The following is a 22,396-nucleotide window of genomic DNA, read 5'->3' as shown; positions in this document are numbered from 1 at the left end:
CGATGAGACGCAAGCGCCCGGCCCCGATCCCGCCCCGGCACGGCCTAGACCCGGCACGGCTGCGGCTGCCCGAAGAGGGTCCGTGGACGACCCTGCTGGAGCACCTGGTCGAACGCCTGCCCCGCGTCGCCCCCGCGCGGATCGAGGAAATGCTGCACGAGCAGCGGATCCACGGCGAGGACGGTCCGCTGGGGATCGACGCGGCGTACGTCCCCGGTTCGTTCATCTGGTTCCACCGCGACCTGCCGGACGAGGTCCCGGTGCCGTTCGACGTCACCGTCCTGCACCGTGACGACCACCTGCTCGTGGTCGACAAACCACACTTCTTGGCGACCATCCCGCGCGGGCGGCACGTGCTGGAAACCGCGTTGGTGCGCCTCCGCCGTTCGCTGGACCTGCCCGCCCTCTCCCCCGCCCACCGGCTCGACCGCGTGACGGCGGGGCTAGTGATGTTCGTGATCACACCGTCCGCGCGCGGGGCGTACCAGACGATGTTCCGCGATCGGTTGGTGCACAAGGAATACGAGGCGATCGCGCCTTACGATCCGTCGCTCGAACTGCCCCGGACGGTACACAGCAGGATCGTGAAGGAACGCGGCGTGCTGGCCGCACAGGAGGTTCCCGGGCCGCCGAACGCGGAGTCCACAGTGGAGCTTCTCGAACACCGGGACGGGCTGGGCCGGTATCGCCTCACGCCCGCTACCGGACGCACGCACCAGCTGCGGGTCCACATGTGTTCTTTGGGGATCCCGATCCTGGGCGACGATTTCTATCCGGAGCTGCACGAGAAACCGCTCGACGACTTCACGAAACCGTTGCAGCTGCTGGCGAAAGTGCTGGAGTTCGACGATCCGCTGACAGGTGAGCACCGCCGGTTCACCAGCCGCCGGACGCTCACGGCGTGGGATTCGCTCGAAGAATGGGCTAGTTGACCGCTATCGCGAGGAAATGCGCGCTGGCGTTGATCAAGAGCGGATCTTGTTCGACCAGCCGGGCGCAGCGGAGGGCCGCGTCCACGCGTGCGTCGAATTCCTCGATCCCGGCCACGTCCAGCGCGGGCCACGCCGGGCCTTCCACTCCGTACACGGAAATCCCGTTCATGCCAGCGGTTTCCAGTTCGTCGCGGAGCTCGTCGGCGGTGTGGAAATGCGCGGGCACGAAGCCGACGTGACCATCGTAGCTGCCCGTATCGAGCACGGCTCTTACCGCCGGGATCATCTGTTCGGTGAGCTGACCGTTGGTTCCGGTCTCCATAGCCGAGAGATAGCGACTGATCGCAGCGGCGAACAAAATGCCGTCCGGACGAAGGACGCGGCGGGCTTCGGCAAGCGCCTGCTGGCGGTCACCGGATTCGGTCAAATGGTAGAGCGGACCCATTAACAGCACGACGTCCGCACTGTTGTCCGGGCATGCCAAAGCTCGCGCATCGCCGACTTCCGCCGTGACGCCTTCGATTTCGGCTGCCGCTGCGACATGCGTGGCCACCGGATCGACTACGTGCACCGAATGTCCGTCCGCGGCCAGCCATCGGGCATGCACCCCGGTCGCCCCGCCGACGTCGAGGACTCGTTGCCCGGTCGACGGGATCGCTCTGCGCACGAGTTCTTGGGTGCGCCGGAATTCCAGTCTGCCGTGCGGCGATCTGACGAGCCGCGTGTTCTCGGTGGTCTCGGTGTCGTAGTGCTCAACCAAAGTCATGCGCGCAACAGTGACCGAGTTCCCCTGCCGAGGCAACGGAATTCCCGCCGGACGGGTGCCAGGCGGCGGCTGGCACCCGCGCGGGCGATCACCTGGTCCAGAACTTGATTCCGCTCCACTGCACGGTAATCGGCCCCGCCCCGCTCGCCGTCCGGTACGACCCGAACTTGTCGTAATAACTACCCGATGGGCTGTCGTCGGTCTGCTTCAGCGAGCCGTTGATGTATACCTTGTGGGAGCTGCCCACTTGATTGATCGTGTTCACCCGCACCGAGGTCCCGACCGTCGCGCCGGTCGCCACCGTCTGCCCGTTCTCGACGGTGTAAAGGCGGCCGCCCTTCTCCACCGCCAGCAGGAAGTACGGCCCGGCGTTCGAACCGTCGCGGAACGTCTGCTTCAGGCTGATCCGCGAACCGCCCATGCTCGTGATCTTGAAGGAGCCCTCGAACTGGTGCGTGCCGCCGGTGTAGGTCTCGTAGCGGCGCTCGGCGCGCTGTTCGCCGCTGCCGTCGGAGCAGGTCAGCTTGAAGGTGAGCCCGCTGATCTGACCGCAGCCCTTCTGCTGCTCCTTGTACCCCGGCGACCAGGATTTCCAGGTGCCGCCGCCGACCTGGGCGTCCGCGACCGGGGCGAGAATCGCGAGCCCGCACACCGCCGCCGCCAGTGCTCCGCCGATCCGGGTTCTCGTGCGCACGTGCCAACCTCCGTGGAACTCAGGGCGGCGGTAGCGGTACAGGTCCAGACCACTGGCTGATCACTGTAGGTCCCCGGCCGGTCGCGGACAAGAGCGCCTCCCTTGACGACTTTGTTTGTCACTGCTTGGCTCAGGGGATGCAGGACGTCGAAGTGATCGAGGACCCCGCCGTCGCGGCGGCCGCGCTGGACCCGGTGCGCGCCCGCCTGCTGGCCGCGCTGACCGAACCGGCGTCCGCCGCGGCGCTGGCCGCCCGAGTGGGCCTGACCAGGCAAAAGGTCAACTACCACCTGCGCGCGCTCGAATCGCACGGCCTGGTCGAACCGGCCGGAACCCGGCAGTGGGGCGGCCTCACCGAACGCCTTTTCGCCGCCACCGCCAGCGCCTACCTGGTCTCCCCCGCCGCCCTCGGCGCCGCCGGTTCCGCCCACGTGAAGGCGGACCGCCTATCGGTGAGCTACCTGCTCGCCGTCGCCGGCCGAACCCTGCGCGAAGTCGCCGGCTTGGCCCGCCGTGCGGCTCGCGCAGGCAAACCGCTCTCGACGCTGACCCTGGACACGGAAATCGCCTTCGCCTCCGCGCGCGATCGGTCGGCCTTCACCGACGAGCTGACCACCCTCGTAACCGACCTCGTGTCCCGCTACCACAACGAATCCGCCCCCGACGCCCGGCTGCACCGCCTCGTCGTCACCGCGCATCCCAAGCCAGCCGAGTAGTTCGCCCGAACAGGTGTTCGATTGTCGTGTAGCTTGGAGGCATGAGTCAGGCATTTCAGGGCTCGCTGTTCGGTGCCAGCGGGCCGGCCACGCTGGGTTCGCTGTCCGGCGTGCAGCGCACCGAACTGGGGCAAGGCGCGTGGATCGACGTGCTGCCCGGGTGGCTCGACGGCTCGGACGAGCTGTACGAACACCTGGCGGCCGAGGTCCCGTGGTACGCGGAGCGCAGGCAGATGTACGACCGCGTGGTCGCCGTGCCGCGTTTGCTGTGCTTCTACCGGGAACACGCGCCCTTGCCGCACCCAGTCCTCACCGAGGCCCGGGAAGCATTGACTGCCCACTACGCAGCTGAACTGGGCGAACCATTCCGCACGGCCGGACTCTGCTACTACCGCGACGGCCAAGACAGCGTCGCCTGGCACGGCGACGACCTGGGCCGCGGCCGCACCGAAGACACCATGGTGGCCATCCTGTCCGTCGGCGCCGCCCGGCACCTGGCCCTCCGCCCACGAGGCGGCGGGGACTCAGTGCGATACCCGCTGGGCCACGGAGACTTGATCGTGATGGGCGGGTCGTGCCAACGGACGTGGGAACACGCGATCCCGAAGACGTCCCGCGCGGTGGGGCCGAGGATCAGCATCCAATTCCGGCCGAGAGGGGTGCGATGAGAGCCCGACGATGACGGTGCCGCGAGAGAGCGGCGGGTGACGGGACTGGGCTCGGTTCGACCACGCCACCTCGCCGGTCACGGGTGCGCTGCCGGTTCGACCGCGCCACCTCACCCGCGACGAGTGCGCTGCCGGTTCGGCTAGGCCGCTTGGTGCGTTCACGAGCGCATCGCGGACTCGGCCGCGCCGCGCTGCCGGGTCGAGCTAGACCGCCTCGAGCATCCACCAGCAGGCCGATCCAAGCGCGCGGCCGTGCACACCGCTGGCGTGCCGTTGGGCCAGTCAGACCGCCTCGGCGTTCATCCGCGCACTGTGGATTCGACCGCGCCGCTGCGCACCGCGAGCACGCTGCCGCTGAGACCAAGCCGCGCGGGCTACCTACGAGCGCGCCGTCGATTCGACGCCAACACGCGCGCCACTGGCGCGCACCGGTTCGGCCGCCTCGCGCACGACCAGCGCACCACCGATTCAACCGCGCGGCCGCGCACACCACCCCGAACACTGCCAGCTCACTGAAGCCGCCGCGCACTCTCGCACGCGGAGCGTGCGACCCTCAGCGCCGCGCCGCCGGGCACGCCACGGTTCCGCGGGCGACGTAGCCATGCCCGTGCCGTCCACCGGGCAAGTCCGCCACCCCCGGTGGCACACAACCCCGCGACCCCAGCCGCACGAGTCCCCACGACCCGCCCGAGGCGACCAACCAGAGCCACCCCGGCCGTCCAACAATCCGATGTCAGTCCACCAGCACCGGCAGCGAATCGAGCCCGTACACGATCGACACCTTCCGGAACTCCAGCTCCTCCGGCTGCACCGCCAGCCGCAGGTTCGGGAACCGCCGGACCAGTGCCGGGTACGCCGCCCGCAGTTCCATCCTGCCCAGCTCCGCGCCGATGCACCGGTGGATTCCGTACCCGAACGCCAGGTGCGAGGACGGTTCGCGGGTCGGGTCGAAGCGGTCCATGTCGCCCTTGCCGAGCACCGGGTCGCGGTCCGCGACCGACAGCGACACCAGCACGATGTCGCCCTCGCTGATGTGCACGCCCGCGATGTCCATGTCCTGCTTCGCGAACCGCGGGAACGCCATCTGCACCACCGTCAGGTAGCGCAGCAGCTCCTCGACGAACCGGTGCACCGAATCGTCGTCGCCCCGGACCGCCTCGAACGCCGCCGGGTCGCGCAGCACCACCAGCGCGCCCAGTGCCAGCATGCTCGCCGTGGTCTCGAGGCCGCCGGTGAGAATGCCGTCCGCGAGACCGGCGAGCTCGCGGTCGTCGATCTCGTCGCCGTGCTCCTTGATCAGCATGCCGAGCAGGCCGTCGCCGGGCTGTTCGCGCTGCTTGCGCACGATCTCCAGCAGGTATCCCAGCGACTCCGAGATCGCCCCCAGCGACGCGCCCGCGCCGCTGAACAGGTCGAACCGCGCGGTGCTCAGCCGCTGGAAGTCGGCGCGGTCCTCATAGGACACGCCGAGCAGCTCGCAGATCGTGAGCGACGGGATCGGCAGCGCGAACTGCTCCCACAGGTCCACCGGCCCGTCCGCGGCGGCCATCGCGTCCAGCTGGTCCGCGACGATCTCGTCGATCCGCGGCGTCAGCCGGGAGAGCCGGCGCATCGTGAACTCGGGCGTCAGCAGCTTCCGCAGGCGCGTGTGGACCGGCGGGTCGGCGAATCCGAGGCCGCCCGGGTTCTGGTCCTCGGTGACGCCCGCGTTGCCGACGAGGTTCGTGAAATCGTTGCTGAACTCGGTGCCCTTCCCGAGGACGGCCTTGGCCTCCTCGTAGCCGGTCACGAGCCAGGCGTTCATCCCGAACGGCAGGTCCAGCTTGCTGATCGGCGCCTCGCCGCGCAGCCGGCCGAGGTCCGGAACCGGGTCGAGGCCCTGGCGGCGCAACGGCTCCAGCGCCGAATCCGGCAGCAGCGCCATCTTTTCGAGATCGAAGCCGCGCTTCTGCTGGCGGGCGATGTACCGGCGGCCGGCCCAAGCGAGGATGCGCGAACGAATACTCCCCATGGCGGCGACAGTACCGCAACCACCCCTTCCGCCGGTCCCGGGCGGAGACGCCCGTCACCCTGTGACCAGCGCGAGTCCACTGTGGACTCCCGTCACCCGGCCAGGTGACGGGTCCCGGGAATTGTCAGACCCCCCGGACAGAATGGCCCGCATCGGCAGCGACCTGCGTGACCAGCCGGTCGCAGCCGGTGAAAGCACGCGACGACGAGGCGAGTCCCGTGAGAGGCTCGGAGAGAAAGGGAGGAACCGGACATGACTGCGGCGCTGATCGGGCGGGCCCACCCCGCCGCGACCTTGCGTGCGCAGCTCTCGCGCGCCACCGCCAGCCACGGCGGCCTCACCCTGGTCACCGGCGAGGCCGGGATCGGCAAGACCACGCTGGTCAGCGCACTGGCCGACGACGCGCGCGAGGCAGGCGCGCTCGTCCTCGGCGGCACGTGCTGGGAGTCCGGGGCCGCGCCGGGCTACTGGCCATGGGTCCAGGTCATGCGCTCATTGCGCCGGGAGGCCGCGCCGCACGAATGGGCCGTCGCCAGCTCGCCGACGCTGTCCGCACTGCTCGGCGAAACCCCCGAACAACCGGCCGACGACGGGTTCCAGCTGCCCGACGCGGTCACCCGCGCGCTGGTCACGGTGGCCCAAGACCGACCGGTGGTCGTCATCCTCGACGATTTGCACTGGGCTGACCCGGCGTCGCTGCGGCTGCTCGAATTCGCGGCCCGGCACACGTGGTTCGAACGGCTGCTGCTCATCGGCACGTACCGCGATGTCGAGGTGGACGCGCCCAGCCATCCGCTGCACGAGCTGATGCTGCCGCTGGTCGCGAAAGCAACCACGATCACGCTCACCGGCCTGGACGAAACCGGGGTCGCCGAGCTGATGAGCCGCACCGCGGGCGTGGAGCCGGGCGCCGAGCTGGCCACCGAAGTGCAGCGCCGCACCGGCGGCAACCCGTTCTTCGTCGAGCAGACGGCGCGGTTGTGGCGCAGCGGGAGCACAGTGTCCGCGGTCGCGCCCGGAGTCGCGGACGCACTACAGCGGCGGCTGTCCCTGCTCCCCCGCCCAGTCACCGAACTGCTCACCAACGCCGCGGTGCTCGGTCGCGAATTCTCGCTCCACCTGCTCGCCGCCACCGCCGCTGCGCCCGCCGCACAGGTCGACCACCTGCTCACCCGCGCCGTAGCCGCTCGGCTCGTGATCGCACTCGGCGAAGGCCGCTTCTCCTTCGCGCACGACCTCGTACGGGAGTCGAGATACGCCGAACTGACGCCTGCCGAAGCACAACGCCGCCACGCAGCGGTCGTGCGCGCCGGTGAACACACCCCGGCCCTGGTCGGCGTCGCCGAACGCGCCCGGCACGCCTACCTCGCCCATACCGACCTCGACCCGAAGCAAGCAGTCCGGCTATTGCTCGCCGCGGCCAAAGACGCAGGCGCCCGGATGGCCTTCGAGGAATCCATCGCGCACCTGCGCCGAGCCCGCGAACGAGCGGCGGACAAACGCAGCCAAGCCGTCGTCGCGCTGGAATTGGCCACCGCACTGTGGCGCTTCGAGGTGAAAGACGAAGCCTGGTTGCTCTGCGAGGAAGCCGTCGCCCTGGCTCGCCAAGAAGACAACGCGAACCTCCTGGCCCGCGCCGCCCTCACCCTGTCGAAATTCAGCACCGGCGGCGTCCGGCACGAGTTCACCGTTCAAGTTCTCCGCGAAGCACACGAAAAACTGTGCGGCGGCAACGCGGCCGAACCCCTCTCGCTGGACCGCATCCGACTGGAACTCACCGCCCGCGCCACGATCCTCGCCCGCGACGATGAGGACGACGACGCGCTGGCATTCACCTTATGGGCCAGACACGACGCGATCTGGGGCCTGGGCAGCGGCGCTGAACGCGAACGGCTCACCGACGAGCTCGCCGCCATCGCGCGACGCACCGGCGACCGGGAGAACGAGTTCTTCGCGGCCTCGCTCAAGTGGGTCGCGATGCTGGAACAGGGAGATCCGCGGTACCTGGACCAATTCCACCTGTTCCAAGGGATCGCCGACGAAGGCGTGCGAGCCGCGAAACTGGCGGAAGCGATCGACCGCAGCATCATCTGCACCTTCCGCGGCCGCTTCGCCGAAGCGGACGAAGCACTCAAGGAAGCACTGGCCGCCCCGGAAATCTTCGGCAGCAACGACTACGGCTACATGCCCGACCAATTGCGCTGGAGCGCGCTGCTAGTGCAAGGCCGCTTCGCCGAAGCCGCCGAACTGCCCGCCAAAATGGCCGACACCGGTTTCCCGCACCCAGCCCTGCTGCGCACCCTCACCGCGGCCCTCGCCGGCGACGCCGCCACCACCCGGCACGAACTGTCCGAAGCACTCGCAGACGGCCCGTACGCCCGCGTCTTCACCCCGCTGTGGCTGCGCTGCCAAGCCCAAGCCGCCGTCGTGCTGAAAGACCGCGCAGCAGCCGAACGCTTGCTGCGCGAGCTTTCCCCACACGCCGGAGAATGGCTGGTCTCCCTGTACGGCTGCGAACTGAGCGGCCCGGTAGACCTGTGGACCGGCCTGTTGCACAAAACCCTGGGCGATCACGAAACAGCTGCCGCCCATTTCACCTCCGCCGCCCGCTCCGCAGACCGGCTGCGCGCCCGCCCGTGGGCCGTCGAAGCCCGCAACCACCTGGCAAGCACGCTGCTGGACCTAGGCGACAGCGACCGCGCCACCGCCCTGGCCGAGGCCGTCACCGCGGAAGCCGCCGAACTGGGCCTGCACCACATCACCGCCCACCCCCGCCCCACGACGCCGCCACCACCCGTTGCCCCGAACGAATTCCACCGAACCGACTCAGTTTGGACCCTGCGCTTCGCCGACCGCGAAGTACGCATGCCAGACGCGAAAGGCCTGCGAGACTTGAACTTCCTGTTGAGCAGACCAGGCACCGAGATCCCCGCCGCACAACTGCTCGCCCCCGACGGCGGCCAAGAAGCCGAAGCCACCCGCAGCTTCAGCGGCGACCCAATCCTGGACGACACCGCGAAAGCCGCCTACCGCCGCCGCCTGGAGCACCTGGACGAAGCCATCGACGCCGCCACTCTCCGCGGCGTCGACGCGAAAGCCGCCACCTTGGACACCGAACGCGCCGCCCTGCTGGACGAACTCCGAACGTCGACCGGCCTGTCCGGCCGAACCCGCCGCCTCGGCGACGAAACGGAACGCGCGCGCAAAGCCGTGACCGCCCGCATCCGCGACACCCTCCGCAAACTGACCGACCTCCACCCGGAACTAGCCGACCACCTCCGCCACACCATCACGACCGGCTCGTCCTGCAGCTACCAACCGGAGACGCCTATGGCCTGGCGCTTGTAACCGCCGGTGCGTCCTGCCGCGACCAGGCCGGGCACCGGGGAAGGGAAAGAAGGGAAAAGTGCCCCGGCGCGGCGAGCAGACCGAGCGGAACCACGACTGCTTGGCAGTCACCAGATTCGGTGTTGTCGCTGAGGAAATGCGACGCAGCGGGACTGGCGTCAGCTGCATCGCGGCCTCACCCAAGTGTCGGCCACGTGTCGGCCACGCTGCGCATCGACACGCTTTCCCGGTTCCAGCACTGGATTCCGGCCGTCCGCCGGTTCTCCTACGTCCTCTCCCCCGCCGTTTGAAGCCCTGACCTGTCCGGGAGACCGTCCGGTCCGCGACCGCACGGCCTCCCGCGAAGCAAGGTCACTTTCGGTTGTACAGCCGCATTGTCAGCGTCCCGAACACCGCGGTCAGCGCGACCGACGCGATCAACGTCCACGTGATGGCGCCGCCGTCCCAGGTGCCGGACATCATCGAGCGCACTGCCGTCACCAGGTGGCTGATCGGGTTGGCCGAGACGCCGGCTTGGAGCCAGCCGGGCATGGTGGACGGGTCGACGTAGATGTTGCTGAGGAACGTCAGCGGCATGATCACCATCATGCTGACGCCCATCACCGATTTCTCGGACCTCAGCAGCAGCCCGAACATCGTCCACACCCACGACAGCCCGAACGAGAACACGAGCAGCAGCAGGACTCCCGCGGCCACGCCGCCGACGCCGCCGTCCGGGCGGAAGCCCAGGATCAGGCCTACGACCATGATCACCACGGACGCGATCAGGTACCGCAGCACGTCGCCGAGGAGGTAGCCGACCATCGGGGCCGGCCGCCAGATCGGGAGAGTGCGGAAGCGGTCGAACACGCCCTTCGCGATGTCGGTGTTCACCGCGACGCCGGTGTACATCGTGATCATCACGACGCTCGACGCGAGGATGCCCGGCAGGAAGAACTGCAGGTACTGCGTCGGCGAACCGGCCAGCGCGCCGCCGAACAGGTAGGTGAACATCAGCGTCATCATGATCGGGAACGCGGTGACGTCGAACAGCTGCTCCGGCACGTGCTTGATCTTCAGCACCGCCCGCCAGCCGAAGGAGAACGACGCGGACAGCGCGCTCGGCCGCGGCGGGCGTTCGGTGGCGAGCAGGACCGCGGCCAGCTCGTCCGGTTTCGGGGCCGCGAGGTCGAGATCGGGTTCCTTGACGGTGGTCACGCCGCCTCCTCGGTGGCTGTGCGGGCGGTGAGAGCCAGGAAAACCTCGTCGAGGCTGGGCTGGCCGAGCGAGAACGTGTCGACGGTGACGCCTGCCTTCGCGAGTTCCGCGAGAGCCCGCGCCGCGCGATCGGCGGCGGCTTCGTGTGCGTCCGACGACAGCCGCGCCGTGATCGCGACCGGGTCGGGATCCAGTTGCACGGTGGCGGACAGCGCGCGTTCCAGCACTTCGGCGGCGGTCGCGCGCTGGTCGGCGTCCCGCAGTCGCAAGTGGACGGCACCGACTCCGACCGAGGCTTTCAGCTCGCCCTTGGTGCCCTCGGCGATGACGCGGCCGTGGTCGATGACCGCGATCCGCGAAGCCAACTGGTCGGCCTCGTCGAGGTACTGCGTGGTGAGCAGGACGGTGGTGCCCTGCGCGACGATCGCGCGGACGATGTCCCACACCTGATTGCGGCTGCGCGGGTCGAGGCCGGTGGTCGGCTCGTCGAGGAACAGCAGGTCCGGGGTGTTGAGGATGCTCGCGGCGATGTCGAGCCGGCGGCGCATGCCGCCGGAGTAGTTCTTCACCTGCCGGCGCGCGGCGTCGGTGAGCCCGAACGCCGCGAGCAGCTGAGCCGCCCGATCGCGCGCGGCGGCGGTGCGATGCCCCAGCAATTTGCCGAGCAGCACCAGATTCTCTTGCCCGGTCAGGTCTTCGTCGACCGAGGCGTACTGGCCGGTGAGGCTCACCCGGCTGCGCACGGCGTCCGCCTCGCGCACCACGTCGTGGCCGAACACCCGCGCTTCGCCGCCGTCCGGACGCGACAGCGTGGCGAGCATCCGGACGGTGGTGGTTTTGCCCGCGCCGTTGGGCCCGAGCACGCCGTACACGGTTCCGGCGGGCACGACGAGGTCGACCCCGTCGACCGCCCGGGTCTCGCCGAACACTTTGACGAGCCCGGAAGTCTCGATCGCCGGTTCCCCGGCAGCGTTGCTCATGTCTTGTCCTTCCCCTCAGTTCTTCATCCGCGATACGGCCGCGCGCGCCGGCCGTCGCGCAGCGCGAGGCCCCACCAGAGCAGTTCGTCCAGCAAAGCAGAGGCCGCGTGGCCTGCGGATTCGCCGTGCGGACCCGCGCCGGGGTCGCCGCATTCGTGCTCGAGCAGGTCGAGACACACCGAATCCCGCACCGTCGCCGTGTGCAGTTCGGTGAAGACATCCCGAAGATGCTCCACCGCGTAGCGGCCGCCCGCGCGGTATCCGTAGGAGACGAAGCCGACCGGTTTGGCCCGCCATTCCTCGTACGCGCAGTCGATCGCTTGCTTCAGCGACGCCGGGAAGCTGCGGTTGTACTCGGGCGTGACCACCACAAACGCCTCGGCCGCCGCGATCCGCTTCGCGAACCCGGCCATGCCGGCCGTCGGCTCGGCTGGCAACCGGGCCGGGATCGCGAACGTCGCGAGGTCGAGCACGTCGAGCACCACCCCGCCGTGCCCGGCGGCCCGCTCGACGAACCATCGGCCGATCTCGCCGCCGACCCGGCCCTCCCGGGTGCTGGCGACGAGCACGGCTACCCGCAGCTCCTCGTCCACACTTCTTGGGCGCCAGATCGGTGCGCGGTGCTGCCAGGTTGGATCTAGCGGCTGTTTCGGCTGGTCAGGGGCCTGGCGAAGAAGGGCGAAGTGCGCGGCTGGAGGGCGGGGGAAGATGCGCGAGATGCGGTCTGGCAGGGCTAGGCGGCGGGCCTGCGCGGCCGACAGGCGGCACGGGGCTCACCGAGTCAGGACGGATGCTGACCGAGCCTCGGGTGGGAAGGAACGGGTGGCATAGGCGGTGGTGCGAGACGCGATCTGGCACGGCTAGCAGCTGGGCAAGTTCTGCGATTGGAGCGCCCGGCAACGCTACGATTCGGGGGCAGGTTCCTGGCCCGCAGCGGGCCGCGGTTCTCGTCAGCCGCAACCACCCACGGAGCTCGCCGCGCGGGAGCGTGAGCGCGGGGCATCGCCGTTCGAGGTTAGCCAGAGGGATGGCGAACACGCGGGACCACGGCGCCTGGCGAACGCCGCAGGCAAGCGCGGCTGGGGAATTCGGCTAGCAAACAGCTCCTAGCCCGCCGCGACTGGCAAACACCGCAGACAGAGGCGGCTAGCCAACGCCACCCAGCCCAGCGCGACCAGCAAACAGCCATCGCGCTACAGCTGGCGAACGCAGCTGCCAAATGCCGCAGGCAAACACAGCCAGCCTGCACGGCTAGCAAACGGATTCGAGCCCGCCGCAGCAGGTGAACCACAGCTGGCAAACCCAGCCAGCCCAGGGCGACTAACAAACAGCCGCCTGCCCGCCACAGCTGGCGAACGATGCCGCCAAACGCCGTAGGCAAACGCAGCCAGCCAGCACGGGCGAGCGAACGGCTCCGAGCCCACTGTCCTGGCGGCCGCGGCTGGTGAGCACAGCTGGCAAATCCAGCCAGCTCAACGCGCCTAACGAACAGCCGTCAGCCCGCCACGGTGGGCGAACGTAGCTGCCGAACAGCGCAGGCAAAAGCAGCTAGCCACTCCAACCAGGCTCAACGCGTCTAACAAACAGCCGCCAGCCCGCCACAGCTGGCAAACAACGCTGCCAAACCCAGCCAGCCCAGCGCGGCTAACAAACAACCCACCACAACCGGCGAACAGGCCGACCGATTTGGTACCCGTGACCGGCGAAGCGTCAGCCCAACCCCGCCGGTCACGGAAGTCTCACTCTCGCAGCGCCAAAGCCACCGCGCCCAGCAGTGAAGCGTCCTGATCGAACCGCGCAGGCACCAGCTCCGGTGGGAACGGCACCGCAGCCGTCAGGCGTTCTCGTAGGGCGGGTAGCAGCACATCAGCCGACCGGACCAACCCGCCGCCCACTGCGATCCGGGCGGGGTCGAAGGCGATGGCCAGGTTGGCGACGTGCATGGAGAGCTCGTCCAGCGCCGAAGCGACCAGTTCCTTGGCCTCCGTGTTCTCCCGCGCCAAGGCGAACAGCTCCCCCGCCGTGACCGGGCGGCCGAGCAGCGCGGTTGCCCGCGTGCCCAGCCACCGGCCTCCGACGGCTTCTTCCAGTGGCGCCGCTCCGCTGGCGAATCCGTCGGCGTCTTGGGGGGTGCGCAGGTTGTACCCGATCTCCCCGGCCGCCCCGTTCGCGCCGGTCAGCAGGTGGCCTCCGACGAGGACCGCGGCGGCGATTCCCGTGCCCAGGGAGAGGAAGACCGCGGGGTCGGCTCCCTTCAGCGTGCCCCAGGTCCATTCCGCCAGTGCCGCGGCTTTGGCGTCGGTGCCGACCGCGATCGGAACGTCGGGGAAGGCTTCAGACACCAGGTCGGCCAGGTGGAGTTCTTCCCAGCCGGGCACGTTCGGGGCCAGCAGGATCCGGTCTGGCAGCACGATTCCGGGACTGACCACGCCGATCGCGGTCAGCGGAGCGCCGGCGACCAGCTCGGCGGCGGCGGCCAAAGCTCGCGTGACCACCTGTTCGGCGCCTGCTTCGGCGTCGGTGTCCAGGCGGCGCGTGGCCAGCAGGGCGCCGGTCCGGTCGGACAGACCCAGCGCCACTTTCGTGCCGCCGAAGTCGATGCCCAGGATCAGGTCTTCCGATGTCACTCGCGGGTCCCCTCGATGACCGGCGGGACAGCCTCCTGGCCGTCCCGGTGCGGACCGGCGGGCACCACGACCCTGCCGGTGTTGAACCCGTCGACGCTGACGGTCGGGGCCGCGCCGTGGAGGTCGGCGGCCCGGTAGCGGACAGTCAGCGTCTGCGACTGGCCCGGCCACAACGTGATGTCGTTGTCGTCCCAGGTCGCGGCCGGCAGCTGCGACCCGTCCGCGGAGCGGCGCAAGTCCGCGCGCAGGAAGAAGCTGACCGCGGAGGTCTTCGACGTGTTGGCGATCGTGACCGTGGTCGCGGTGTCCGTGCCGTCCGGGCCCCGCGAAGGTCGGGTCGAGGCGGTCACACTGACCTGCGACTTCGGCAGATCGCGCAGCGCGGTGAGGTCGCTGTACTGGCTCATCGTCGCCTGCGGGTTCTGCAGCGTCTTCGCCCAGTCGACCACGTCCTTCTGCGTCGACATCCAGTAGACGTTCCGGTCCACGACCTTCCCGCCCTGGCGCACCTGCAGTTCCACGAAGTACACCTGCGCCTTCGCGGGAGCCTTAGTCTCCGCCGGGACCTTCGGCTTCAGCAACCCGGTCGCGACGCCCTGGCTGTCCAGCGAAACCGCCGGAGCGGTCTGGTCGTCGAGGACCTTGCCCGCGGTGTCGTAAACCTTGGCCTGGACCGAAATCCCGTTCTGCCGCGCGGCACCCAGGTTGGACAGCGCGACCGTGCCGGTGTCATAGGTGTACAGCGCGTGCAACGGCTTGTTCGCCTTCTGCGCACCGAAATACGCGCCCGGCTGGTCGCCGTCGTTGTTGTACAGCGACCACAGCAGGGTCGGCCAGCCCTTGTTCAGCTGCCAGTACACCACGCCGGTCGACGGGTTCTTCTTGTCGTTGGCGTGCGCGAGGAACGCCTCGAACTGGGAGCGGGTGTTCTCGTAGTTCGCGATCTGCGCGGATTCCACATAGGACTCCAGCGAATCCCATTTCCCGTACCGGTGCGCGATCGACTCGTCCAGGGTGTACAGCGTGCCGAACTTGTAGCCGCCGTGCCCGGATTCGTAATTCGCGTGGTACTGGTTGTACGCCGGGTCCTGCCACAGCTTCGCCTGCTCCTCCGGCGACAGGAAGCGCCGCAGCGAATCCAGCGTCGGCACGGTGTGCCCGGCGCTCTGTTCGCTCGCGAAACCCCAGGCGCCGCCCGCGTTCGTGCGGCTCGGGTCGGTCTTGTCGAAGGTCGAGGAGTCGTACCAATAGGTCGGCGGGACCCAGTCGTACGGGCCTTCCTTCTCCCCCGACGGACCGAGCGTCTTGGTGCTCTTGTACTCCGCCGACGCGATCACCGGCACGTCCCAGTCGGCCGCCTTGAACGCGCTCAGCGTCTCGGTTTCCTGCCGCGGGATCGGCTCGTTGTCGCTCCAGCCGTAGGTGATCACGCTGGGATGGCTGCGTTCGGCCTGTGCGATCGAATACGCGGAATCGTGCATGATCCGGTAGTCGCGGTCGGTCAGTTTCTCCGGATGCTCCGGCTGCCAGGCGTCGCAGCAGAGGAATCCGCCGAGCACCAGCAGTCCGGCGCGGTCGGCCTGCTCGTAGAAGTCCGCGGGCATGTCGTGGCCCTCGAGCCGGACGCCGGACAGGCCCATGTTCTTGATCAGCGCGAGCTGGTGCGCGATGTCGGCCTTGTCGTAGCGCAGGAACAGGTCCGGCGCGAAACCGCCGCCGCGGAACACGAAATCGCGGCCGTTGACCGCGAACTTCCGCGCGCCGTCCGGCAGCGCCGGGGACTTGCCGATCAGCTTCGACGTCACCGTCCGGATCCCGAACGTCTCCGATGACGACGTCGACACCGCGCCGTCCTGCGAAACTGTCGTACCCAAGGTGTACAACGGCTGTGCACCCATCGAGTACGGCCACCACACTTGCGGCTTCACGATCTTCAACTGCGGGAATTTGGCCGGCGTGAACGTCACGGTTTGCTTGGCGTGCGCGGGAATCGTGACGTTCTGCCGCACCACGATCGGCCGCCCGCGCCCCGGCGGTGTGACCGTCGCGGCGACCTCGCCGGTCTGCGGCGTGTCCGCGTTGTTGGTCACGTCGACCTTCGCGGTCAGCGATGACGTCGACAGATCCGCCGCGTTGTCCTGCACGACATGCGCGTTGTCGCCGCTCAGCGCGTCCGACAGCTGCAGTGTCGGCGGGAACTGCAAGCCGGTGTTGTTGTCCGGCACGATCTGTGCCCAGTCGGCCTGGTCGAGCGTGTACATCGAATTCGGGTCGTTCGGGTACATCTTGACCGCGAGCGTGTTCCTGCCCGGCCGCAGGAGTTTCGTGACGTCGAAGGTGTGGCCCGCGTACGCGCCGCTCACCACGTCCTTGCCCGCGACGAGCGTGCCGTTCAGCCACACGTCGCCCTCGCCGACGACGCCGGGGATGGTCAGCTTCGCGTTCTTGCCTGGCCGGAAACCGGGGTTGAAATCGGTGCGGAACCACCACGGGTCCTTGAACTGCTTCGTGGTGACCGGTCCGCGCTTCGCCTGGTAGCCGAAGCATTTGCGCATGTTGTCCGAGTAGAACACGTTCGGGCATTTGCCGTTCTGCACCAACGCGTTGATCTCGGTGCCCGGTGCGCCCGCGTCGTCCGGCTTCACCTTCAACCAGCCGTGCGTCGGGTAGCCAGGCCTCGACACCGCCGTGCCGCCGTCCTTGACCTGCGCGGTGGTCAGCACCTGCCAGCCGCCGAGGCCGATCGTCGACTGCCCCTGCGGACGCGATGCCACCGATTCCGGCTGCTGCGCGGAAGCGGTACTCGACACGGCGGTCACCACGCCGGGGACGAGGACGAGCGCGGTGATCCCGGCGATCAGCGGCTTCCTCACGACTCCACCCCCGCGGCCGGTTGGGACGCGAACGCCTCGCGGATTTCCTTGGGGCCGAACGGCCACACCTTTTCCTTCGAGGCGTAGATCAGGAAGGCGAGGACGCCGAGGACGATCCAGGCGACCGAAAGCCAGATCGAAAGCCAACTGGCCGACACGTAGACGTAAACCCACCCGACGAGCGCGATGATCGTCGGCACCGGATACAGCACCTGCCGGTAAGGCCGCTTGAGGTGCGGCTGGCGGCGGCGCAGCACGACGATCGCCGCGACCTGCGCCAGAGACTGGATGATCACCAGCACCGTAACCGCCGCGTTGATGACGTCAGTCAAGGTGAACAGCGAACCGATCGCCGTGATGACGCCCATCGCGAGCACGCCCGCGGTCGGGAGGTTCAGCTTCGGGTGCAGTTTGCCGAACACCGGCAGGAACACCTTGTCGCGCGCGGCTTCGAACGGCACCCGCGACCCGCCGAGCAGCCCGGCGAACACCGAACCGACCGCGGCGATCACGATGAAGACGGTGACGATCTTCGCGGTCACCGAACCCCATGCCTGCTCGAGCACCGACGACGCCACCGACGTCGCGTTCTTGATCGACTCCAGCGGCTGCGAGCCGAGAACGCCCACCTGCAGCAGGAAGTAGAGCGTCATGATGCCGAGAATGGAGAAGATGATCGACCGCGGGAGCGTGCGGCCCGGGTTGCGGACCTCGCCGCCGAGGTACGCGCTCGTGTTGTAGCCGAGGTAGTCGTAGACGGCGATCACGAGGCCCGCGCCGAGACCGGACCAGAACGCGCCGCCCGAGCCGAAGGCGCCCGGGGTGAAGTCGAACGCCTGGTGCGCGTCGAAGTGCGAGAAGGCCGCGATGATCACCGCGAAGACGGCGAAAAGCATGATCAGGAACAGCGCGGTGGTGAGCTTGCTGATCTGGCCGATCCGGCGGAACAGCGCGAGCACGATCAGCACGACGAGGCCGATGCCGATCACCTTGCCCAGCGGGGTGACGCCGCCCGCGTCGGTCACGCCCGGCACCAGATAGCCCAGGTACTGGACCAGCCCGATGATGCCGGTGGACATGATGAGCGGGATGAACAGCACCGCGCTCCAGGCGAAGAGGAACGGCATCAGCCTGCCGGTGCGGTACTGGAACGCTTCGCGCAGGTAGATGTAGGTGCCGCCGGCCCCGGGCAGCGCGGCGCCCAGTTCGGCCCACACCAGCCCGTCGGCGAGCGCGATGATCGCGCCGATGATCCAGCCGAACATCGCCTGCGGGCCGCCCATGGTCGCGACCATCGCGGGGATCGTGACGAACGGGCCGATCCCGCACATCTGCGTCATGTTGATCGCGGTCGCCTGCAGCGGCCCGATCCGGCGTTCGAGACCGTTCCCCGGAAGGGTCGCGGAGTCCCCCGGGCGGGTGGGTGAGCTCACGTCGTGCCTCCATCCAATAGTTAGTAAAGCTTCTTAACATAAGAGGAACGGGGTGCGGAAGGGCTGCGTCCGGAAAGTTGCCGAAACCGGTGCGGGAGTGGGAGAAGGGGACGGTGGGGCGCGGGTCCCGCAGGCACGGCTCCTCGCGACACGGGCGGGCGCTCCGGCGGGATGGCGCCGCTGACCGGGAGCCGTGCCGAGCGAGCGGAAAACCGGCTGACGGGCGGACCGCGCGACTGCCAGACTGCTTCCCGTCGTCCGCCGACCCGGGAGCGTTCGCCTGATGTCCCAACCGATCTTGCACACCGAACGCCTCCGCCTGGTCCCGTTGTCCGCCGGACATCTCGAGCACCTGGTCGAACTCTCCGCCGACCCCGAGGTGATGCGCTTCCTGGCCGGTGTGCAGACCCCTGAGCAGTCAGCGGACGAGCTTCGGCGAACCCTCGCGTACGCCGAGGGCGGGATCGGTTGCTGGACCGGCTTCATCGACGGCGCTTTCGCCGGTTTCTGGTCGCTGCGTCCCGGCGAAACCGCGGGAGAGGCCGAATTGGGATACCGGATGCTTCGCGGGTACTGGCGCAAGGGACTCGGCAAGGAAGGGGCACGGGAGATGCTCCGGCACGGGTTCCGCGACGTCGGGCTCGACCGGATCTACGCCCGGACAGCGGTGCTCAACAAAGCCTCCCAGGCGACGATGGCCTCGATCGGGCTCCGGCACCTCCGCGACTTCATCGGCGACCCGAAGTACTTCGCGCCGGGCGAGGACCGGCACGCGGTCGAGTACGCCGTCGGCCGCGAAGAGTGGCTGGCTAGCGAGTTCGCCTGATGTCCCAACCGGTCCTGCGCACCGAACGCCTCCGGCTGGTCCCGTTGTCCGCCGGAGATCTCGAGCACGAGGTCGAGATGTCCGCCGACCCGGAAGTCATGCGCTACCTGGGCGGCGTGCGGACCCGGGAACAGTCGGCCGAAGCGCTTCGGAGACTGCTCGCGGGCACCCAGCCGGGGCTCGGTTGCTGGGCCGGGTTCCTCGAAGCCGAGTTCGCCGGTTACTGGGCCTTACGCCCCGCCGAAGCCCCGAAAGACGCCGAATTGGGATACCGGCTGCTCCGCAAGCACTGGCGCAAAGGACTCGCCAAGGAAGGCTCGCTCGAACTGCTCCGGTACGGCTTCCGCGAGGTCGGCCTGGACCGGATCTTCGCCGGGACCGCAGCGGGCAACAAGGCCTCCCTGGCGACCATGGCGTCGATCGGGCTCCGCCACATCCGCGACTTCGTCTCCGACGATCCCGACTACTTCGCGCCAGGCGACGACCGGCACGCCGTCGAGTACGCGCTCACCCGCGACGAGTGGCTGGCCCGCACCTAGCGGAAACACGTTCACCCCGGCGCGCCGCGGAGGCGGATGGCACGCCGCCCCGGCGACCCCATATCGTTGCGCAGCAGCCGTCCGGAGGTGGAACCCGAACCGTGCCCGACTACTACGCGGTACTCGGCGTGGGGAAAACCGCGTCCCCCACGGAGATCAAGGCCGCCTACCGCAGGCTGGCCAAGACGCTGCACCCGGACGCGGGCGGCACGGTCGGCACCTTCCAGCTGTTGCGCGAGGCCTACGACACCCTCGCCGACCCCAGCGAACGCGCCCGCTACGACGCCGGCGTCCCGGCCGCCTCGGTGCCCAAACCGCGGCCGCGGCGGCGGTTCGGCGAGCAGCCCGGCTACCGCCCGGAGGCGCCGGAGATCGATCCGGAAACCCTGGAGTGGTGGTCGTTCGCCGCGGCCGACCCGCGGATGCGGCACGGGCGGCGGCGCGGGCCGGGGCACACGCCGGTCGTCGCGGCCATTGCCGGCACGGTGCTGGTGCTGTTGCCGCTGCTCGCCGGGATCGACTTCACGCCGCCGGTGCTGATCGTCTGGCTCGCGCTCACCGCGGGCACCGCGCTGCTCGTGCACCGGCTCGCCCGCGGTTTCCTTTCCGCGCGCCGCGCCCGGCACGAGTTCGCGGAGGAATTCGGCGGCAGCGCGGTGTTCGGCGCCCCCGGCGCCGAGGCCGACGAGCTGGCCGAACAGCTCACCGCCGACCTGCTGGAGCGCTATCTGACCCGGCTGCCCGGCGCGCGCATCTTCCACGGTCTCGCGTGGCCCGGTTCGGTGTTCGCCGACGTCGACCACGCGGTGCTGTGCGGGAAACGCCTGGTGCTGGTCGAATCGAAGCTCTGGCTGCCCGGGCACTACGAAACCGCCGAGGACGGACGGCTGCTGCGCAACGGGCGCCCGTTCCGCGGCGGCGGCAGCCAGCTGGAAGAAAGCCTGGAGCGCTACCGCGAACTGCTGCCCGGCGTCGCGCTGCGCGGCGCGATGATCGTGTACCCGAGCCGCGACGGCGAGGTCACCACCGCCGAACCGGACGGCGAACCCGGCCCGCCGATGACGCCGGAGCAGTTCCTGCACGAGATCGGCGGCTGGCTGTCCGCCGAACCGTCCACTGTGGACCACAACGCGCTGCGCACGGTGCGCGCGCAGGTCACCGGATCCGGCCGGGCGGCCTGATTCACCCGGGACATATCCGGCATGTGTCACTGTGAGTGCATGACAACCGTGCGCGCCGACCGCCGCCCCGTCCTGCTCGCGCTGGCCGGGATCGCCGCGCTGGCTCTCGGCGCCGTGCTGATGCTGCTGTTGCAACTGGTGCCGCCGACCGACGAGATCAGCGCGACCTGGCGGACCATCAGCGAGTACGGGCGGTCGGACCACAAATGGGTGTTCGACCTGGCAATCGTGCTGGTCGCGGCCGGTTCGGCGGTCGCGTTCGCCGTGCTGCGACTGCAAGGAAGGCTGCCGGTCCTCGCGGCCGTGCTCGGAGCGTTCTGGACAGCCGGGCTGCTGGTGATCATCGCGTTCCCGAAGACCGACTGGGCCAACGCGGCCGCGACCGGCGCGGGCGGCACGCTGCACCGGATCGCCAGTGTCGTCGCCTTCGTCTGCCTTCCGCTCGCGGTACTCGTCTCGGCGCGCGCAGCTTTTCCGGACTCGCCGCGCCGCCGGTTCCTCGCCCGCGCGCTCGCCGTCGCGTCGCTCGCCTGGTTCGCGGTGATCCTCGGCGCGGTCGCCGTCGCCGCGCTGACCGACCAGCGCTGGTGGCTGCTCATCCCGCTCGGCCTCGTCGAACGCGGGATGGCGCTCACCGAACTTGTCGCACTGGCCGCACTTGCCGCCCCGACCGTCGGGTCAGCAGCCGGACGCTGAGGACCGCGCCGACAGCCAACGCGCTCAGCACATAGGCGTTGCCCAGCACCATCTCGACCGGGTTCCAGGACAGCTCCCGGTGCCCGCCTTCGGGAACCACAGCCAGCGCGATCCCGCTGAAAACCGCTCCGGCGCAGATCAGCCCGGCCCGTTTGCCCGACAGAAAACCGACCAGCGGCACCGCCCAAATCCAGTGGTGCGTCCAGGAAAGCGGGCTCACCAGCAACCCGCAGCCCGCCGTCACGAGCAGCGCGGCTCGCGGGTCGCCGCGCCGGTGGAACTCGCGGACCAGCAGCGCGCCCGCCAGCAGGCACACTGCGGCCGACGCCGCGTACCAGCCGAGCGAGGTCGCGCCGAACCTCGCGAACATGCCGTGCAGGGACTGGTCGAGGACCCAGTCGAGGGTTCCGGCGTTGCGGTTGTCCAGCATGGCCGAGGTCCAGTACCGGATCGAGTCGCCCGGCAGGAGCAGCGCTCCGGCGGCGCTCACTCCGAGGAAGGTCGCCAGCGCGCGCCACGCGTCGGCGCGGCGGCCGGTCAGGAGCAGGTACGGGACGAAGATCAGCGGGGTCAGCTTCACCGCCGCCGCGAGTCCGATCAACATTCCGCCGGATCTGCGGTTGCGGACCGGCAGCGCGTCCAGCACGACCATGGCCATCAGGACGCCGTTGATCTGGCCCAGCGAAATCATCCGCCACACGGGTTCCAGCACGGGCAGGAGACAGAGCGCCAGCAGCGGCCGTTCACGGGCGAACCGGCGCGACACCGACCACAGCGCGAGCACCGAGCCGACCGCGATCAGCAGCCACGCGAAGTGCGCCGGGAGCGCGGCCAGCGGCAGGAACAGCAACGCCGAGCTCGGCGGGTACGTGAAAGACATCCCAGGAGCTTGAATGTCAAGCCGCAACG

At 69.3% G+C, this 22,396-nt stretch carries 18 protein-coding genes; 8 read left to right on the top strand and 10 right to left on the bottom strand.

All coding sequences use genetic code 11. The features are described from left to right. The first annotated feature begins 2 nt into the window (after positions 1-2). The gene (locus tag EIZ44_RS32035) at positions 3-932 is read left to right on the top strand and encodes an RluA family pseudouridine synthase (RefSeq protein WP_134732853.1); all 930 of its coding nucleotides are present in this window, start codon (positions 3-5) and stop codon (positions 930-932) included. Here EIZ44_RS32035 and EIZ44_RS32030 read toward each other — a convergent pair. Next, the gene (locus EIZ44_RS32030; protein WP_134732852.1) at positions 925-1,698 is read right to left on the bottom strand and encodes a class I SAM-dependent methyltransferase; all 774 of its coding nucleotides are present in this window, start codon (positions 1,696-1,698) and stop codon (positions 925-927) included. The genes EIZ44_RS32035 and EIZ44_RS32030 overlap by 8 nt on opposite strands. Positions 1,699-1,786: 88 nt before the next feature. Further along, positions 1,787-2,392, bottom strand: a complete 606-nt coding sequence (locus EIZ44_RS32025) for a hypothetical protein (protein ID WP_043830185.1) — start codon at positions 2,390-2,392, stop codon at positions 1,787-1,789. Between the two features lie 137 nt (positions 2,393-2,529). Here EIZ44_RS32025 and EIZ44_RS32020 point away from each other — a divergent pair, with 137 nt between their 5' ends. Both EIZ44_RS32020 and EIZ44_RS32015 read left to right on the top strand, forming a co-directional pair. Further along, positions 2,530-3,108: an ArsR/SmtB family transcription factor gene (locus EIZ44_RS32020; RefSeq protein ID WP_043830187.1), complete on the top strand. Its 579-nt coding sequence runs from the start codon at positions 2,530-2,532 to the stop codon at positions 3,106-3,108. A gap of 41 nt (positions 3,109-3,149) precedes the next feature. Further along, positions 3,150-3,776, top strand: coding sequence for an alpha-ketoglutarate-dependent dioxygenase AlkB (locus tag EIZ44_RS32015; protein WP_037814952.1), 627 nt, complete (start codon positions 3,150-3,152; stop codon positions 3,774-3,776). A gap of 733 nt (positions 3,777-4,509) precedes the next feature. Here EIZ44_RS32015 and EIZ44_RS32010 read toward each other — a convergent pair. Further along, complete coding sequence (locus EIZ44_RS32010; RefSeq protein ID WP_037814948.1) at positions 4,510-5,787, bottom strand: cytochrome P450; 1,278 nt, start codon at positions 5,785-5,787, stop codon at positions 4,510-4,512. A gap of 252 nt (positions 5,788-6,039) precedes the next feature. Here EIZ44_RS32010 and EIZ44_RS32005 point away from each other — a divergent pair, with 252 nt between their 5' ends. Beyond that, the gene (locus tag EIZ44_RS32005; protein ID WP_134732850.1) at positions 6,040-9,135 is read left to right on the top strand and encodes an ATP-binding protein; all 3,096 of its coding nucleotides are present in this window, start codon (positions 6,040-6,042) and stop codon (positions 9,133-9,135) included. 351 nt (positions 9,136-9,486) lie between these two features. Here the strand turns inward: EIZ44_RS32005 and EIZ44_RS32000 are convergent, their stop codons facing one another. The 6 genes from EIZ44_RS32000 to EIZ44_RS31975 all read right to left on the bottom strand — a co-directional run bounded on the left by EIZ44_RS32000 (position 9,487) and on the right by EIZ44_RS31975 (position 18,245). After that, positions 9,487-10,332, bottom strand: a complete 846-nt coding sequence (locus EIZ44_RS32000; protein ID WP_037814945.1) for an ABC transporter permease — start codon at positions 10,330-10,332, stop codon at positions 9,487-9,489. Next, the gene (locus tag EIZ44_RS31995; RefSeq protein WP_037814943.1) at positions 10,329-11,312 is read right to left on the bottom strand and encodes a daunorubicin resistance protein DrrA family ABC transporter ATP-binding protein; all 984 of its coding nucleotides are present in this window, start codon (positions 11,310-11,312) and stop codon (positions 10,329-10,331) included. The genes EIZ44_RS32000 and EIZ44_RS31995 overlap by 4 nt, the downstream gene beginning before the upstream one ends. A gap of 23 nt (positions 11,313-11,335) precedes the next feature. Further along, entirely contained in the window at positions 11,336-11,905 is a 570-nt protein-coding gene (locus EIZ44_RS31990; protein WP_037814941.1) for an NADPH-dependent FMN reductase, read from the bottom strand. A 1,146-nt stretch (positions 11,906-13,051) separates the two neighbouring features. Next, positions 13,052-13,939: an ROK family protein gene (locus EIZ44_RS31985; protein WP_134663518.1), complete on the bottom strand. Its 888-nt coding sequence runs from the start codon at positions 13,937-13,939 to the stop codon at positions 13,052-13,054. Then, positions 13,936-16,812, bottom strand: coding sequence for a glycosyl hydrolase 2 galactose-binding domain-containing protein (locus EIZ44_RS31980; RefSeq protein WP_134663519.1), 2,877 nt, complete (start codon positions 16,810-16,812; stop codon positions 13,936-13,938). Before EIZ44_RS31980 ends, EIZ44_RS31985 begins: the two co-directional genes overlap by 4 nt. Then, on the bottom strand, positions 16,809-18,245 hold the full coding sequence (locus EIZ44_RS31975) for an APC family permease (protein ID WP_134663520.1): 1,437 nt from the start codon (positions 18,243-18,245) through the stop codon (positions 16,809-16,811). Before EIZ44_RS31975 ends, EIZ44_RS31980 begins: the two co-directional genes overlap by 4 nt. A 283-nt stretch (positions 18,246-18,528) precedes the next feature. On the opposite strand from EIZ44_RS31975, the gene EIZ44_RS31970 reads away from it, so the two are divergent. From EIZ44_RS31970 to EIZ44_RS31955, 4 genes are all read left to right on the top strand, one after another. Continuing rightward, entirely contained in the window at positions 18,529-19,071 is a 543-nt protein-coding gene (locus EIZ44_RS31970; RefSeq protein ID WP_134663521.1) for a GNAT family N-acetyltransferase, read from the top strand. After that, a complete protein-coding gene (locus EIZ44_RS31965; protein WP_134663522.1) occupies positions 19,071-19,610 on the top strand; it encodes a GNAT family N-acetyltransferase in 540 nt (179 codons plus the stop codon). The genes EIZ44_RS31970 and EIZ44_RS31965 overlap by 1 nt, the downstream gene beginning before the upstream one ends. Positions 19,611-19,711: 101 nt before the next feature. Further along, entirely contained in the window at positions 19,712-20,791 is a 1,080-nt protein-coding gene (locus EIZ44_RS31960) for a J domain-containing protein (protein ID WP_134732848.1), read from the top strand. Between the two features lie 39 nt (positions 20,792-20,830). Further along, entirely contained in the window at positions 20,831-21,487 is a 657-nt protein-coding gene (locus EIZ44_RS31955; protein WP_134663524.1) for a DUF998 domain-containing protein, read from the top strand. On the opposite strand, the gene EIZ44_RS31950 is transcribed toward EIZ44_RS31955, so the two are convergent. Beyond that, on the bottom strand, positions 21,423-22,367 hold the full coding sequence (locus EIZ44_RS31950; protein WP_134732846.1) for a glycosyltransferase 87 family protein: 945 nt from the start codon (positions 22,365-22,367) through the stop codon (positions 21,423-21,425). The two genes, EIZ44_RS31955 and EIZ44_RS31950, sit on opposite strands and share 65 nt — an antisense overlap. Positions 22,368-22,396: the final 29 nt, after the last annotated feature.

The organism is Amycolatopsis nivea (genome assembly GCF_004522235.1).
Classification (GTDB): domain Bacteria; phylum Actinomycetota; class Actinomycetes; order Mycobacteriales; family Pseudonocardiaceae; genus Amycolatopsis; species Amycolatopsis nivea.
Note: the sequence above shows the minus strand (reverse complement) of the source record. Positions and strands in the feature narration are given on the sequence as shown.